The sequence below is a fragment of the Oceanisphaera pacifica genome (assembly GCF_017498065.1).
Taxonomy (GTDB): domain Bacteria; phylum Pseudomonadota; class Gammaproteobacteria; order Enterobacterales; family Aeromonadaceae; genus Oceanimonas; species Oceanimonas pacifica.
The window spans coordinates 192,378-208,592 of sequence record NZ_JAGDFX010000001.1; the positions used below are offsets into that span (position 1 = coordinate 192,378).

Genomic DNA, 16,215 nt, shown 5'->3' on the forward strand with positions numbered 1-16,215 from the left:
TCAGACCAGTGGATCGACCAAGTTACCCTTGGTTTCTAGCCATTCACGTCGGTCGCCAGAACGCTTTTTCGCAAGCAGCATATCCATTAACGTTTCGGTGGCTTCCATGTCTTCGACCGTCAGTTGTACTAAACGGCGGGTGTTGGGATCTAGGGTCGTTTCGCGCAGTTGCTTAGGGTTCATTTCACCCAAACCTTTAAAGCGGGTGACTTGCACTTTACCGCGTTTCTTTTCGGCTTTAATGCGGTCTAAGATGCCATCGCGCTCATCTTCATCTAAGGCGTAAAACACCTCTTTACCAATATCAACACGGTATAAGGGCGGCATGGCCACATAGACGTGACCTTGTTCGACGAGGTGGCGAAAATGGCGCATAAATAGCGCACATAACAGGGTAGCAATATGTAAACCGTCTGAGTCCGCATCCGCTAAAATACAGATCTTGCCATAGCGCAAGTCACTCAGATCCGTGGAGTCGGGATCCAAACCTATGGCCACAGAAATATCGTGCACTTCTTGAGAGGCTAATACTTGGCCGGAGTCGACTTCCCAAGTATTTAGAATTTTACCTCGCAGCGGCATAATGGCCTGAAACTCACGATCTCGCGCTTGTTTGGCACTGCCGCCCGCAGAGTCACCCTCAACTAAGAACAGCTCGCCGCGCAGCGGATCAGAGCAGGCACAGTCGGTGAGCTTACCCGGTAAAGCCGGACCTTGGGTGACTTTTTTACGCACCACTTTTTTCGCTTGGCGCAAACGGCGTTGCGCGCTACTAATGCACAATTCAGCAATTTGTTCGGCCAGCTCTGTGTGCTGGTTAAGCCACAAACTAAAGGCATCTTTCACCACACCCGAAACAAAAGCCGAGCTTTGGCGAGACGATAATCGCTCTTTGGTTTGACCGGCAAATTGTGGGTCTTGCATCTTCACTGACAAGATATAAGAGCAACGCTCCCAAATATCATCTGGCGTAAGCTTAACGCCACGGGGCAAAAGATTTCTAAACTCACAAAACTCGCGCATGGCATCCAAAAGACCTTGGCGTAAGCCGTTAACGTGCGTACCGCCTTGGGTGGTCGGGATCAGGTTAACGTAGCTTTCACCTATGCCCTCGCCGCCTTCTGGCAGCCAAGTGAGCGCCCATTCTGCCGCCGAATGATCGGCACTAAAATTACCCACAAAAGGAATGTCTGGCAGACAGGTAAACTCTTTAACGGACTCCACCAGATAATCTTGCAAGCCGTCTTCGTAGTACCATTCGCTGGTGCCGTTATTAACTTTATCAACAAAGCGCAGCGTAAGCCCTGGGCATAAAACCGCCTTAGCTTTTAATAGGTGCTTAAGGCGGCTAACGGAAAATTTAGCCGAGTCAAAGTAGCTAGCATCAGGAAAAAAGTGCACCCGAGTACCAGTATTACGCTGGCCACAGGTGCCGGTAACGGTCAGTTCACTGACTTTGGTGCCGTGCTCAAAGGCCATTTCATGAACTTGACCGGCACGACGAATAGTGACATCTAATCGTGAACTTAAGGCACTGACCACGGAAATACCCACCCCGTGCAAGCCGCCCGAATACTCATAGTTTTTATTGGAAAACTTACCACCGGCATGCAGCTTGGTAAAAATGAGCTCAACGCCCGAAATGCCTTCTTCTGGGTGAATATCCACCGGCATGCCACGGCCATTATCAATCACTTCTAGTGATTGGTCGGCGTGTAATATTACGTCTATTTTGCTGGCGTGCCCGGCAAGTGCCTCATCAACACTGTTATCGATCACCTCTTGACCAAGGTGATTAGGGCGCGTGGTGTCGGTATACATACCAGGGCGACGACGCACCGGCTCTAGGCCATTGAGCACCTCAATAGCATCAGCAGTATATTGACTGGATGTCATGTTGCCCCTAAATAATCTGAATTCGTTACCGCTATCTTACTACTTAGCGCTATACCCTGTCAGCTATAAGGGAAAAGACTCGCGCCCGGCACCCAGCGCCGAGCTCTACGGCAAAATGCGAGAGCAAGCGTTCGCCTACATAAAAATGGTGAGGTGTGAAGGGGGGGCGCACAGGGCTCGGACAATGTTGAATTTTGCAGGGTAAATGGTTAATTAAACATTCAACACTAAAAACTCAATATTGCTCTGTTAGAGCTGCAAGAAGCGGATGATTTGCGCGCAGTAATGATCAAAACGAACAAAGGCGTGATTACCCCCTTTTTGAATACACACCCGGGCAAAGCGGTAGTAATCCAGGGCTTCGCGATAATCGAGCACTTCATCGTCTTGTTGTTGCAACAGCCAAATACGCTCCATGCAGCTGGGCTGATTAACACGCAAGTCGACTAATTCTTGAATATGTTGCTCAGTCAAAAGATAGCGCTGTTCGGTATAGGGATTAAGCTGCTCGCCTAAGTAATCTTGCAACAAAATATGTGGGTTAACGGCGGGGTTAATTACCACAGCACGCACGCCATATTGCTCGGCAACACGGGTAGCTAAAAAGCCGCCTAACGAGCTGCCCGCTACACCAAAAGGACGATTTTGCGTCACTAACTCATCGCAAATCGCCTGTATTTGAGCCCAAGCTTTCGCAGGCGTTGCGCACAGTTGCGGGCAAATAAAGTGAATATCGGGCCGCTTTTGTTGTAAGTGTTCCCACATTTGTTGTGCTTTAACCGACTGCGGAGAGGAGTTAAAACCGTGCAAATAAACAAGAGTTGGCATCTTAATACCCTGTGGCACTAAAGTCGGGAGTAAAAAAATGCGGCGGCAAACGCCACACTTGCGTGCTGAGGCGACCATCTGGGTACAAAGACATAGCACGCCAGCCTGGCGCCATGGTGTCGAGGGCAAACTCGTCCGATAACGGCTTAAACTGAATACAAGTAGAAGGGCTGGCTAAATAGCGCACTCCCTGCTCACCTTGATCAAACCCTTGATGCACATGGCCACATAACACCACTGTGGAGGCCTGGTGATCGGCTAATAAGGCTTTCATTGCCGAGGCATTACGCAAATTATGTTGATCTAACCAAGCACAGCCCACCGGAATACCCTGATGATGCACCGCTAATAATAAGTGGTGCTCAGGATATTGTTGCAGTGCTTGCGCTAATAAAGACAACTGTGCCGCTGAGAGCTCACCGTGAGTTTCACCCGGCAACTGGGTGTCGAGTAATAAAATTTGCCACTGGCCACATAACAAGTGCTTAGCATTGCTAATACCGGCATTATCTAGCTCGGCTTGCATCAGCACTGCATCATCATGATTACCGGGTAGCCAGAATACCGGCGGCGCTAACTTACCCATTAGCTCACTAAAATGGCGATAAGACTCACGAGAGTGATCTTGTGATAAGTCACCGGTCGCTAAAATAAAATCGTGAGGCTGAGTCCCTGACAGTTGTTCATTTTCAAGAATGGCATCCACCACGGCCAGACCGCTTTGCCAAGGCGCAATACCTAAAAAGTCGGCATTTTTGTCGGCAAAGAGATGAGTATCCGTAATCTGCAACAACTCAACAACGCCACTTGGGCATTGGGGTGCTATTTCAATAGTCTCTAACTGAGGGGGTGTTTGATTCAAATTTGTTTAACCGTACTAAATCCATGTTGTAGGCAACATTTTAGCCATTCGGCCAAAAAAAAGTTTACCTGCTCTTTTTCATTGCGATGGTGCATCTTGGCATTAGGGTAATGATAACTCGAACGCAGAGTCAATATCTGCTGGCTCGCACACACTTCGGCCATTCTAACATCATGATAAAGCCGCACCTTTACCTTCATACGCATAAAGGACGGTAAACTAGGCGTGCATTGCTCCACTGATAAATGCCAAGTATAAGGAGCCGTTTCCAATACTTTTAGAACAAATAATACCTGCTCACTAATACCAATAGACACAGTATCTCCCACCACAGCCTGTTGCGGCAGCAGTTTCATTAACGCCATGTAATTCATATCACAGGTACGCTGTAAGGTTTTTAAATCTGGCACATGCTTCTGAGCCAAGGCCTGTGCTATCACGCTATTTCTCCTTGCCAGCAAGATGCCGACGTGGCTGACTTTAGGTTGGGTATTAAAGATTTAAGCAGAAAGGCTGCTCATTATATCAAACTCACAAAAAATCCTCAGCCGCAGCCCGATTGCTAACAAACCGACCCAAGTCACTCTTTTATTAACTGGCACCTGTTAGCGCTAACCACTGCAAGGCAATAATGGTGCTGGCGTTATCCAACTTGCCGTCATTCATCCACTGCATGGCTTGTTCGCGCGAGACGCGATGAATGCGAATATCTTCATTCTCATCAGCTAACCCGCCGTACTCGGGGGCTTGGCTGGCATCAACTTCACCAACAAATAAGCTAATACGCTCGCTACAACCACCAGGACTTGGAAAATAACTACTTATCTTGGTCAGCTTGGTTAATGTTAGGCCGGCCTCTTCTTGTGCCTCGCGTCTTACTACCTCTTCTGCTGTTTCGCCCTCTTCTATGATACCGGCCACCACTTCAAGCAGCCAAGGGCTTGCATCATGATAAACCGCGCCAACGCGAAATTGTTCAATTAAGATAACTTCATCACGCACCGGGTCGTAGGGCAGTACGGCAGCGGCATGGCCTCGCTCAAAAAGCTCGCGCGTCATCACCTTACTCCAGCCGCCACCAAACAACTTGTGCTGTAATTGTAGTCGCAATAGCTTAAAAAAACCTTGATAACCGGTGTCTTCTGCTACTAGCTTTACCTCTTGATGCCCAAACTGGGCTGGCTTATTGCTATTCATTTCGACTCCTTTCTTGACTTTTAACCGGTAAATTTTAGACTAGCATCAAAATGAATGAACGTTCATTCAGTACACATTAATACCGTCAACGGCATCACTCGTGTTTGACACAAGGCTGCATCACTATGGCGTTAACCAATTTTCAACCTACTATAGTGATGTTACTCTTATACTTGACGAACCAATACCCGCTGTCTGCCTAAGCAAGGCGATCATTGCTCATTTGTTATGTAAGGCTAATTAAATGAAGAAAACATTGTTGTCGACCCTGATCTTCCTCTGTGCGGCAGGCCCAGCTCAGGCTGAAGACTTACTTGATATTTATCAACAAGCAACCTTAAATGATCCACAAATACGTCAAGCCAAAGCGGTACGCGATAGTGCATTTGAAAAGGTAAAAGAATCTCGGGCCCCCCTGCTGCCACAGGTGGATCTTAGCGCGGGTGCTAACTATACAGAAAATAGCAAAACCAGTGATATGAACACAGCAGGTGCAAGTTTAAGACTAGAGCAGGCACTCTATCGAAAATCGGCATGGGTTAATTTTGATATCACCGAAAAGCAAGCGACACAAGCTGATGTTGTCTATAAAGAGGCGCAACAAACGCTGATTTTGCGCGCCACTCAAGCCTACTTTGAGGTATTAAGTGCCGAAGATGCACTCAGTTTTGTGCAGGCAAATAAAGAGGCCGTTAGCCGCCAACTTGAGCAAACTAAGCAACGCTTTGAGGTGGGCTTAAGTGCCATGACAGACGTACATGAAGCACAGGCTCAGTATGATAACGCCTTAGCCGAAGAGATAAGTACTAAAAACTCTGTTAATAATGCCAAAGAGGTGCTGCGCGAACTCACCGATATGAGCTATGCCCAGCTAGATAAACTAGATACGGAGTCATTTAGCCCACAACAATCTCCCATGGTAGCGGACGCTTGGTTAGAGATAGCGCTAGATCAAAATCTAGAGTTACATCAACAACGTATAGGAAAAGACATTGCTAATGAGCAAATTAGCTTAGCGCAGGCAGGACATCACCCCACACTGGATCTCAATGCTGCACTGGGTAGCGATTACAGCAATTACAAAGACAGTGGCCCAAGCAGACAAGATGGCACCAATAATCAAGCGCAAGTCGGCTTGTCTTTTAACTTACCCATCTACAGCGGCGGTGCCACTAGCTCACAAGTGAAACAAGCTCAGTTTGGTTATGTGGCTGCCAGTGAAGAATTAGAGCGCAGCTTTAGAGCCGTTAAAAGCCGAGTTTATTCTTCTTATAACAACGTAGAAGCCGCTGCGGGCTCGGTGCGGGCGTTTGAACAATTTGTAACTTCGGCACAAAGTGCGCTGGATGCCACCGAAGCAGGCTATGAAGTAGGCACCCGTACTATTGTTGATGTATTAGACGCAACTCGCCAACTCTATAATGCTAAAAATAACTTGTCTTCAGCACGTTATGCTTATGTGTTAAACCAGCTTAAACTCAAGCAAGCTGCTGGTAACTTAACCGAACAAGACCTAGTAGATATTAATAATGGCTTGATCTCAGAGTAGCTTTTAGCGCCCAGCGCCCAGCGCCCAGCGCCCAGCGCCCAGCGCCCAGAAAGTATAAGCACCGAATCGCGAGGTTTGGTGCTTTTTTTACATATATTGATTCGAATTAGTATCAAAGGTGAGCGGAGGTTGCCGTAGACAGGTAATTAAGAATATACTTAAATAATAATTTTGCAGCGACACCTAAGTAAGGCCTTTTCATGCTTAAACGCTATTTACCCATTATTAACTGGCTCAGCGTCTACAATAGGCACGCCTTAGCCAGTGATATGGTAGCGGCTATCATAGTAACTATTATGCTGATCCCGCAGTCGCTTGCTTATGCCATGCTGGCCGGTCTGCCCCCTGAAGTGGGCCTTTACGCCAGCATTTTACCTCTATTGACCTATACCTTATTTGGCACCAGCCGTACCTTGTCGGTGGGGCCGGTGGCGGTTATTTCTTTAATGACGGCCGCTGCCGTAGGCAATTTAGCACTCGAGGGCAGCAGCGAATACCTAGTTGCCGCCATCGCGCTTGCCTTTATTTCGGGCATGATGCTAGTGGTAATGGGGTTATTAAAGCTTGGGATATTAGCGAACTTTTTGAGTCATCCAGTGATCTCGGGTTTTATTACCGCCTCTGGCTTATTAATTGCCGCCAGTCAGTTGCAGCATCTATTAGGTATTAGCGCCAGCGGCCATAACTTGCTCGACATTTTACAGGCTGTTGCCGCTAACATTCAAAACACCAATCTGCTCACATTAGCCATTGGCGGTAGTGCTGTCTGGTTTTTATTTTGGTCACGCAAGGGCTTTGCTCCACTATTAACACGCTGTGGCTTATCGCCTCATGTTGCGGCACTTGTCTCTAAAACCGGCCCTGTATTGGCCGTAATCAGCAGCATTTTAGTGGTATGGGCGGCAGATCTTGCTCAGCAAGGCGTACATATAGTGGGCAGTATTCCTGCGGGTTTACCGGCCTTTACCTTGCCACATTTTGATAGCGAACATTGGCAACAACTCTTAGTGTCTGCACTTTTTATCAGCCTAGTGGGATTTGTGGAGTCGGTATCCGTGGCACAAACGCTAGCGGCTAAGCGTCGCCAGCGTATTGAGCCTAACCAAGAATTAATAGGCCTAGGGGCGGCCAATATTGGCTCAGCTTTGGCGGGGGGCTTTCCAGTAACCGGTGGCTTTTCACGCTCAGTAGTCAACTTTGATGCCGGCGCGCAAACCCCTGCAGCCGGTGCCTTTACTGCCCTTGGCATTGCACTGGCGGCGCTGTTTTTAACTCCATTACTGTTTTTTCTGCCCCAAGCCACATTAGCCGCCACCATTATTGTGGCCGTATTATCACTTATTGATTTGGGAGCTATTAAACGCACCTGGCAATATTCTCGCAGTGATTTTTCAGCCATGCTGGTGACGATTTTGCTCACCTTAACCCAAGGCGTAGAAATGGGGATTATTGCCGGGGTGAGCTTATCGTTACTGTTATTTTTACACCGCACCAGCACCCCTCATAGCGCAGTGGTCGGCTTGGTGCCCGGCACAGAGCATTTTCGTAATATCGACCGCCATCAGGTGATCACGCTCCCTCACTTAGTAACATTACGCATGGACGAAAGCTTATACTTTGCCAATGCGCGCCACCTTGAAGACCGCATTTATGCGTTAATTGTTCAGCAGCCAAGCGTTAAGCATTTGATATTAATGTGCCCTGCAGTCAACCTAATTGATGCCTCTGCATTAGAAAGCTTAGAGGCAATTAACCACAGGTTAGAAGACAGTGGTGTGATGTTTCATTTGTCAGAAATGAAAGGGCCGGTTATGGACCGCTTGCAAAAAAGTCACTTTTTAGAGCAGTTATCTGGGCAAGTGTTCTTAAGCCAATTTGAGGCATGGCAGGCGTTACAAACAGCGCCTGGCGCCCAGCACCAAGCGCCGAGCTAACCCTCAACCCTATTTCGCAACGGAACCCACGGAATAATAGAGATCTGGTCTGAAGATATCTTTATTGGTAAAGACAGGCCATCGGGCAGTGATAAGCTTGAAACCTGTCACTTCATCACATCTTTTTGTTGGTGTTTTAGTGGAAGTCAGGCAGAGCGCACTGCTCCGCTCGACTCGCCATAAACCCATCCATGGGGGCTCCGCCGCGCCCTCCCTGGCGCGGAGGGTCGACGGAGCAGACGCCCTCTGCCTTCCCATTAGCACCGAGCTGCATGTCACTACAAACAGTCGGCACCAAAACATGAAGAAGAGACGGGAGGCATTGCCGTAGTCAACCGTCAAATGCCAGGGTCGAAAAATGCTCCTGCCATTTCGACATTTCCGCCATCCATGGCGGTTGACAGCATTTGCCGAGCGCCGATGGGGCGAGCTTGCCTCGCCGTGACGAATTGTTTCTGCTTAACCGAACGTCCAGTGAATGTTCGCAGTAGGCAGAAACAATGAGTGTCATCAAATCAAGCGAGTTGACGAAGGCAAGCCTGCTGGCTCTGCTTGCACTATGGCATTCTACAGACTTGTGACTAAGAGACAGGCTTGAAACCGTCAGCTATAAACTCATAATTAAAAACAACATTAAAACAGATACCAGAACAAGGCGGCAAAAACGACAAAGCCAACGAAAGACGGTATCTGTCTTCGTTGGCTTTGGTGATCTTCCCGCTTTTAGCTTACCGCTTCCAGCTGCTGTTAACCCCGTGTGCGAATGGCTTGAATAATGGCGGTGGTGGAGCAACCATCTTCAAAGTTCAGCACTTTTACCTCGCCGCCATTGGCGGTGACCTCATCAAAACCGGCAATGTCTTCTGCTTTATAGTCGCCGCCTTTTACTAACACATCCGGTAGCGTTTCGGCGATTAAGCGCTGTGGCGTGTCTTCGGCAAAAGGCACAACCCAGTCTACCGCGCCTAGGCCGGCTAATACCGCCATACGTCTATCAACTGTGTTTACTGGGCGGCCATCACCTTTAAGCGCGCGCACAGAGGCATCGGTATTCACGGCCACCACTAAGCGGTCTCCTAGTTGACGCGCATGGTTTAAATAAGACACATGGCCGGCATGTAAGATGTCAAAACAGCCGTTGGTCATAACAATTTTTTCACCTTGGCGACGCGCGGCATCCATCACTTGTTTAAGCTGCTGCTCGGTAACCACGCCCATACCAAACTCTGGCGTACCATATAAGACATTCGCCAACTCAATGGCAGACACCGTTGAGGTACCCAGTTTGCCCACCACTATGCTGGCCGCTACGTTGGCGAGCGCACAGGCTTCGTCTAGGTGTAACCCTGAAGCTAACGCTGTGGCTAACGTGGCAATTACAGTATCGCCAGCACCGGTAACATCAAACACCTCATGGGCTTGAGCTGGTAAATGCAGCTCGTGGTCATCGGCATGAATTAACGTCATACCGTGTTCTGAGCGAGTAACCAACAAGGCTTTAAAATCGAACTTTTTCATTAGCTCACGACCGCGCGCCACCAGCTCTTGCTCGTCTTTTACTTTACCCACAACCGCTTCAAACTCACTCATGTTTGGCGTGAGCAAGGTGGCCCCACGATACTTTTCAAACTCAGCCCCTTTAGGATCCACCAACACAGGCACCCCTGCTTGATTGGCTTCTTGAATGAGGCTTTGTACTTGAGTGAGCGCCCCTTTGGCATAGTCTGATAATATAATAACCCCTGCCTCATCTAAGGCTGAGCGCGTTTTTTCTGTTAATGGCAAGGCATCATCTGGGGCAAAGCTGTCTTCAAAATCTAAGCGCAGCAATTGTTGATTACGACTCATCACCCGCAGCTTGGTAATAGTCGGGTGAGTATCAAGGCGTACAAAATCACACTCAACCCCCACACCTTGCATCTTATCTTGCAGCGCAGTGGCTGATTCATCGTTGCCGGTTAAGCCTAATAAACGTGCTTTTGCCCCCAGCGCCGCCACGTTAAGTGCCACGTTTGCCGCACCACCTGGTCGTTCTTCGTTATGTTCCACTTTAACCACGGGTACCGGTGCCTCGGGGGAGATACGCCCTGTAGGGCCAGACCAATAGCGGTCTAACATCACATCTCCTACTACCAACACCTTGGCATTATCGAATTCCGGTAACTTGATTTTCATGGCTCGACTCTTTTGAACAGGGGAAAGTTGAAATCTTATCACAAACGTTCGCAAAGCGTAGCGGTCAGCTATCAGCCGTCAGAAAAACACTGGGCCCGAAAATATCTATACTACTAACCTAGACTTGCAGTGAAAGCGGTAGCTACAAAAATTCGGTGCTTTCTTTTAGCTGACAGCTTACCGCTTAAGGCTGATCGCTGTCCGCAGGACTAGTCATTAGCGAGTAAGTTAATTAGAATTCTGTTATTCATGGTTTATGGCAGTGTTTATGCAACCCTCTTCTTTTTCTTTAGCGCTATTACACCCCCGCTATTTATTTAACTGGCTGGGCCTAGGATTATTATGGCTGCTAGTGACCTTATTACCTTGGCGCTTACAAATGACGCTGGGCCGAGCATTAGGGCGCTTCTCTATGCGCATTTTGGGCTCGCGAGTCAAAATTGCACGGCGCAATTTAGAGCTAGCGTTACCCGAGCTCACCCAAGAGGAGCGAGAGCAGACCTTAACGGCAAACTTTGAAAGCGTTGGCTGTGCGGTATTTGAAACCGGCATGGCGTGGTTTTGGCCCCATTGGCGGATGCGCGCCATTACTCGCATGGAGGGTACAGAGCATGTTGATGCCGCCGTGGCCAATGGCCAAGGTATGTTGCTGTTATCGGCACACTTTTTAACGCTGGAGCTCAATGCCCGTCAATTTGGCTTATATCGCCCGGGTGTTGGCGTCTATCGCCCTAACACCAATGCGGTATTAGAATATGCACAGGTTCAAGGGCGCTGTCGTTCTAATAAATATTTGGTGAATCGCCTAAATATTAAAGGCATGCTAAAAGCCCTGCGCCAAGGCGATGCGCTTTGGTATGCACCGGATCACGACTACGGCCGCCATGCCAGTGTGTTTGTGCCCTTCTTTGCGGTTGAGCAAGCGGCCACCATTACCGGGACTGCAACCTTGGCACGGGTAAAGAAAACCGTCACCCTGCCCTGCTTTACAATACGGGAAAAAGGCGGCTATCGGTTATTGATCCAGCCTCCTATGGCTAATTTTCCGACCGGTGACGAGATTGCTGACGCCACAGCCAGCAACCAAGTAATAGAAGCCGCCATTCGCTTAGCTCCCGAGCAATACATGTGGCTACACAGACGCTTTAAAACCACCCCAAAAGGTGTGCCTTACCGATATTAAAACACAGCGCTAAGCCGTCAGCTTTAAGCTGTCAGTTAAAAACAGCCACCCGATCTTATCGAGGTGGCTGTTTAGCTCTGTATTTGACCTTCGCTGACGGCTGATAGCTGATAACTTACAGCTGTATGTTAAGCCATTTTTGCCAGCTGTTCGTGACCCATTGTCGCTCTTGTAATAACTCGGTGTCGGGGACGCGGCCGGCTTGGTCGGAGAGGCTTAACCTGTGGCCGCGGTTTCTTAAGCCTGAGTAGGCGGCTTTTAAGCGCTGTGCTTCATCTTCCTCCAGTAAGCCTACCTCAACCGCTACCTCCAAAATTCGCATATTATCAGACCAGCGTGTTAGGGCAGGGTAGTCAGGCCCATAGGCCAGTACCAAATATTGAGTCAAAAACTCAATATCAACTAAGCCACCCACAGATTGCTTAAGATGAAACTCGCCCGCTCGCACTTTAAGTAAATGGGAGCGCATTTTTTCCCGCATTTTTATAACATCTTCTGCAAGCGCGGCTTTATCACGTTTGCAGGTTAGGGTGTCTTTACGCACCTTGGCAAAGGCGTCTTGTAAGGCCTGATCCCCCACTATCATACGGCTGCGCACCAAAGCCTGATGCTCCCAAGTCCAAGCTTGGCCTTGTAAGTAAGCTTGATAAGCATCTAACGGGCTCACCATTAAGCCAGAATCGCCACTGGGCCTTAAGCGCATATCCAGTTCATAGAGCACACCACTGGGGGTGCGGGTGCTAAATAAGTGAATAATACGCTGTGCCAAGCGCAGATAAAACTGCCGTACATCCAGTGGCTTTTTGCCGTTGGTTTGCCCAGTTAACCCCGCTTGATGTACAAACACTAAATCGAGATCTGAACTATAGGCTAGTTCTAACCCACCCAGTTTACCGTAAGCGATGACACCAAATCCGTGATGAGTATGATCGGCAAGCATTGTCGGCACACCGTGGCGGGCACTAATTTGTGTCCACGCTTGATTAATCACTTCTTCTACAATGGCTTCAGCCAACCAAGTTAAGTGATCGCTCACTTTCATCAGCGGCATCACACCCGCAATGTCTGCTGCTGCAATACGTAACAAGTGAATTTGCTTAAACTGGCGCAACGCTTCCATTTGCTGCTCCACATCTTCTTCTGGTACGCGCAGCAAAAATTGGCGTAAATCATCTTTATAGCCATCAAGTGGTATGGGGTTATACAAGACGTGAGGTACTAACAACTCATCTAACAAAATGGGGTATTGAGCCAACTGCTCAGCAATTAATGAGCTGGCCTCACACAATCGAATTAACTGGGTCAAGGCGCCGGCATTTTCTACTAGTAATTGCAGGTATGCGGTGCGAGTGGCCACTTTTAATAACAGGTTTTGCAACCGCCCAAAGAGCATGCCCGGCGTTTCAGTTAAGCTTATTTTTTCTAATAATACCGGCATCAAGGTATCAAGTGCCTCGCGCCCTTGTGGGCCCATGGCGCGGCGCGGACATTCGTCTTTAAAGCCTTGTAGCGCTTGGGCCAAGCGCCTGGCTTTATCTTGATCTAGCCCTTGCTCTTCTAACAAGGGGACTAACTCAGCCTCATCTAGCTCGGTTTGCCAGACATCAAACCAGACTTGTGCTGCCCCCTCTTCTTCTGCTTCTGTACTGTCACCAATTAGTCCATCAAAGTGCTGACGCACTCGCGACATGGCACTTCGCAGTTGTTGGTAGAAACCGTCCCAGTTGGCATGGCCGGTTAACCAGGCGAGTCTGCTGCAGTTCAACTCATCATGAGGCAGGGTTTGTGTTTGTTGATCGTCAAACGCCTGCAAAAAGTTCTCAACTTGGCGTAACAAGCGATAACTTTGGTGCAATTGCTTGGCATCATCGGCACTTATATCGCCCAGTGCCTCAATGGCTGCCAGCGCTGTGGGTAAATGGCGCACCTGCAATGAGGGTTCGCGGCCGCCACGGATCAGCTGAAAGACCTGCGCAATAAATTCAATTTCACGAATGCCCCCTGCCCCTAACTTAATATTATCGTGCAGCCCTTTACGACGCACTTCAGCGGCAATCATGGCTTTCATTTGTCGTAACGAGTCAATCACACCAAAGTCGATATAACGGCGAAATACAAAGGGCCTGAGCATGGCGCGTAGCTGATCACTATATTCCCCTTCGCCATTAATTACGCGCGCCTTTACCATGGCATAGCGCTCCCAAGTACGACCATGATGCTGGTAGTAATCTTCCATACCGGTAAAGCTCATCGCCAAAGGGCCCGACTCACCAAAGGGGCGCAGCCGCATATCTACTCGATACACTTGGCCGTCTATGGTGGTTTGGTGCAAGGCATTGACTAGCTTTTGGCCTAGGCGAATAAAAAACTGCTGATTCGCCAACTCGCGTCGACCGCCTTGAGTCACGCCGTTATGGGGAAAGGTAAAAATAAGGTCGATATCAGAAGAAAAGTTAAGCTCACGCCCCCCAAGCTTGCCCATGCCCACAATTAACATAGGCACGGCTTGGCCATCGGCATCGGTGGGAGTGCCTAGCTCATTACATTGACTTTGATACAGCCAACGATAGGCGGCTAAAATAAGTGCATCGGCTAATGCCGAAATATGCTCAAAGCTCTCTTCAACCTTGGCACCGAGTAGCATTTCTCGCCACGCAATCACTAATAGCTCACGACGACGAAAACGCCGCAAAATACGCAGTAAATCAGCTTGGTCGCGAATATCAGCGAGCTGTTCTGCGAGCTTGCTTGTATAGCCATGGGCGCGCTGGCTATTAGCCAGATCGGCCACCTCATCAATATCGAGCGCCAGCTCCGGCTGCTGGCACAAACTATCGGCGGCAAAGTCACTACAAGCAAATAAACGATATAGCGCGCGGCGGCGCGACTCGCTGATGTGATTAGCACACTCACAGCCCCCTTGGCTACTTGTGGCACTTTCTACAAAGCGAGCCCACTGCTTATCAGCTTGCGCCAACAATAAGGGAGGCATGTCGAGCATAGAGTGATCCTTTTACATCATAAATAAGAATGGCGAGAACAAACTGATGGCCTTGCCAAGCTATTGCCAATAGGGCTTTAATTGTAAGGCTTGGCGACGAGATTGCTCTAGCGCCTCTAATAGAAACTGCTGCTTACGAGACAACCAGCTTTTGAGTTCGCCCGCTTCATTCTCCTCAAGCGACTCTTGTACCTCAGCCAAGGGCGAGAGCATATCTAAATCTTCTATGCCGCGCAGAATATCAAGCCACGGCATACGAAAACCAATACTGTCGAGTGGCGAATATAAGGTACTAAAACATAAGCCCACCATTAAATTGCGCCTAAGTTTACCTTTTTGCTGAATATAGCGCTCACCGGTTAACTGCTCCTCCCCCAAGGCGCTGTGGCGTAATACATGCCAGCTTTCATCTAATCGCTGTTGTGCTAATTCTGCCACTGGGGCTGCTAGCCCAGCCGCTTGCTCTGCTGCTAACCCAGCGCGCCAATCTTGGCGATATAACCAATGAGTGAGCCCCAACATTAAGCGACCATAGCGCGCGCTGTAAAATAGCGACTCAATATCGGCTTCATTAGGCAGCTGTTGCTGTTGCTCTTCTAGCAAGCTTAATACCGAAGACTGACAGTCGAGACGACGCAAATAATGTCCTTTATCGGCAGTTAAGTAGGCCAGCATCTGTGCCCTATCTAACCAAGACAGCTGTTGTTGTAACCACAATAAATCATCTATCCAGCCACTATTAACGCGGTGCGATACTTGATCATTAAACAACAGTAGGGTTTGGTGTACCAAAGACACCCCTTCTCTTAGTTGTATTAACCACTCTAACCGCTCGCCCGGCTCTGCCAGCCACCCTTCTTCGTGATGCTGCCAATGTGCGAGCCCTTTGTGCAGCAACGCCACCATGGTCTGTTCACAATGATCAGTCTGCGTCAGTGGTAGCGGCTCTAGCATCTGTAATTGAGGCGCAGCACCAAAACCTGCCAGACGATAGCCGCGCTGCGCCTTTGAAACGGCGCCTAAGCGTAGGCCCCCTGCTTTTACTAGCTCGTCGGCCAGTTTAAATAGTTGTGATACATCACCTTTTACCAATTCAAGCTCTAACTCGTGAATGGCTTCTCGCTGATAGCCCGCCTGCACTTCGCCCGAATCTAGCGCGAGCTCAACCTCGGTATCACCTAGGATAATGAGCCAACGTTGGCGTAAAAAATCGGTACTAAACAAAGGCTGTAAACGTTGCTGCACCTGCTCAACGTTTACCTCTTCAGGCCAAATATCGGCAGCAAAAAGTGATAAGTCGGGGCTGTGTACTGTTAGCGGAACATTATATTCAGGTCTTTGGTGTAAGCCGCCCACTTGGCTGCCTGCAAGCTTTACGGTTTGCTCCATTTGACCATTTTGACTGCGAATACGCAGCCCGGCTTTTATACTGCCCAGTGCTAAATCGGCGGTATCAAAGTAGGTATTCGCTAAATGTTGTTGATCCTGTTGGCTAATATGATAGGGCTGTAACAACGCAGGTAATTGCTCTCCCAGCTCAGGTGTAACCAAAAATTTCAGTTCAATTTCAGTATCCATAATGGCGACCCA

General features: G+C 48.8%; 11 protein-coding genes. 3 read left to right on the plus strand and 8 right to left on the minus strand.

Annotation, left to right across the window (positions count from 1 at the left end):
* From parE to nudF, 5 genes are all read right to left on the minus strand, one after another.
* On the minus strand, window positions 1-1,896 hold the full coding sequence (parE, locus tag J3U76_RS00915; RefSeq protein ID WP_208003786.1) for a DNA topoisomerase IV subunit B: 1,896 nt from the start codon (window positions 1,894-1,896) through the stop codon (window positions 1-3).
* Between the two features lie 249 nt (window positions 1,897-2,145).
* A complete protein-coding gene (locus tag J3U76_RS00920) occupies window positions 2,146-2,724 on the minus strand; it encodes a YqiA/YcfP family alpha/beta fold hydrolase (RefSeq protein WP_208003787.1) in 579 nt (192 codons plus the stop codon).
* A gap of 1 nt (window position 2,725) precedes the next feature.
* Window positions 2,726-3,556 carry a 3',5'-cyclic-AMP phosphodiesterase gene (gene cpdA / locus J3U76_RS00925; protein ID WP_424022289.1) on the minus strand — a complete coding sequence of 277 codons (831 nt, stop codon included), beginning with the start codon at window positions 3,554-3,556 and terminating at the stop codon, window positions 2,726-2,728.
* Between the two features lie 26 nt (window positions 3,557-3,582).
* A complete protein-coding gene (locus J3U76_RS00930; RefSeq protein WP_208003891.1) occupies window positions 3,583-3,960 on the minus strand; it encodes a DUF1249 domain-containing protein in 378 nt (125 codons plus the stop codon).
* A 217-nt stretch (window positions 3,961-4,177) separates the two neighbouring features.
* Entirely contained in the window at window positions 4,178-4,783 is a 606-nt protein-coding gene (gene nudF / locus J3U76_RS00935) for an ADP-ribose diphosphatase (RefSeq protein ID WP_208003789.1), read from the minus strand.
* A 244-nt stretch (window positions 4,784-5,027) separates the two neighbouring features.
* Here nudF and tolC point away from each other — a divergent pair, with 244 nt between their 5' ends.
* Window positions 5,028-6,332, plus strand: a complete 1,305-nt coding sequence (gene tolC, locus J3U76_RS00940) for an outer membrane channel protein TolC (protein ID WP_208003790.1) — start codon at window positions 5,028-5,030, stop codon at window positions 6,330-6,332.
* 200 nt (window positions 6,333-6,532) lie between these two features.
* Window positions 6,533-8,266, plus strand: a complete 1,734-nt coding sequence (locus J3U76_RS00945) for a SulP family inorganic anion transporter (RefSeq protein WP_208003791.1) — start codon at window positions 6,533-6,535, stop codon at window positions 8,264-8,266.
* A gap of 747 nt (window positions 8,267-9,013) precedes the next feature.
* Here J3U76_RS00945 and hldE read toward each other — a convergent pair.
* Window positions 9,014-10,441, minus strand: coding sequence for a bifunctional D-glycero-beta-D-manno-heptose-7-phosphate kinase/D-glycero-beta-D-manno-heptose 1-phosphate adenylyltransferase HldE (hldE, locus tag J3U76_RS00950; protein ID WP_208003792.1), 1,428 nt, complete (start codon window positions 10,439-10,441; stop codon window positions 9,014-9,016).
* Window positions 10,442-10,709: 268 nt separating this feature from the next.
* Here hldE and lpxL point away from each other — a divergent pair, with 268 nt between their 5' ends.
* Window positions 10,710-11,624, plus strand: coding sequence for an LpxL/LpxP family Kdo(2)-lipid IV(A) lauroyl/palmitoleoyl acyltransferase (gene lpxL / locus J3U76_RS00955; RefSeq protein WP_208003793.1), 915 nt, complete (start codon window positions 10,710-10,712; stop codon window positions 11,622-11,624).
* Between the two features lie 115 nt (window positions 11,625-11,739).
* Here lpxL and glnE read toward each other — a convergent pair whose 3' ends face one another.
* Complete coding sequence (gene glnE / locus J3U76_RS00960) at window positions 11,740-14,625, minus strand: bifunctional [glutamate--ammonia ligase]-adenylyl-L-tyrosine phosphorylase/[glutamate--ammonia-ligase] adenylyltransferase (RefSeq protein ID WP_208003794.1); 2,886 nt, start codon at window positions 14,623-14,625, stop codon at window positions 11,740-11,742.
* Between the two features lie 60 nt (window positions 14,626-14,685).
* On the minus strand, window positions 14,686-16,203 hold the full coding sequence (locus J3U76_RS00965; protein WP_208003795.1) for a CYTH and CHAD domain-containing protein: 1,518 nt from the start codon (window positions 16,201-16,203) through the stop codon (window positions 14,686-14,688).
* Window positions 16,204-16,215: the final 12 nt, after the last annotated feature.

Bases quoted from the DNA above. Each gene is read 5' to 3' on its own strand.
- parE (WP_208003786.1), bottom strand. From the start codon at position 1,896: ATGACATCCAGTCAATATACTGCTGATGCTATTGAGGTGCTCAATGGC.
- J3U76_RS00920 (WP_208003787.1), bottom strand. From the start codon at position 2,724: ATGCCAACTCTTGTTTATTTGCACGGTTTTAACTCCTCTCCGCAGTCG.
- J3U76_RS00930 (WP_208003891.1), bottom strand. From the start codon at position 3,960: ATGAATTACATGGCGTTAATGAAACTGCTGCCGCAACAGGCTGTGGTG.
- nudF (WP_208003789.1), bottom strand. From the start codon at position 4,783: ATGAATAGCAATAAGCCAGCCCAGTTTGGGCATCAAGAGGTAAAGCTA.
- tolC (WP_208003790.1), top strand. From the start codon at position 5,028: ATGAAGAAAACATTGTTGTCGACCCTGATCTTCCTCTGTGCGGCAGGC.
- J3U76_RS00945 (WP_208003791.1), top strand. From the start codon at position 6,533: ATGCTTAAACGCTATTTACCCATTATTAACTGGCTCAGCGTCTACAAT.
- hldE (WP_208003792.1), bottom strand. From the start codon at position 10,441: ATGAAAATCAAGTTACCGGAATTCGATAATGCCAAGGTGTTGGTAGTA.
- lpxL (WP_208003793.1), top strand. From the start codon at position 10,710: ATGCAACCCTCTTCTTTTTCTTTAGCGCTATTACACCCCCGCTATTTA.
- glnE (WP_208003794.1), bottom strand. From the start codon at position 14,625: ATGCTCGACATGCCTCCCTTATTGTTGGCGCAAGCTGATAAGCAGTGG.
- J3U76_RS00965 (WP_208003795.1), bottom strand. From the start codon at position 16,203: ATGGATACTGAAATTGAACTGAAATTTTTGGTTACACCTGAGCTGGGA.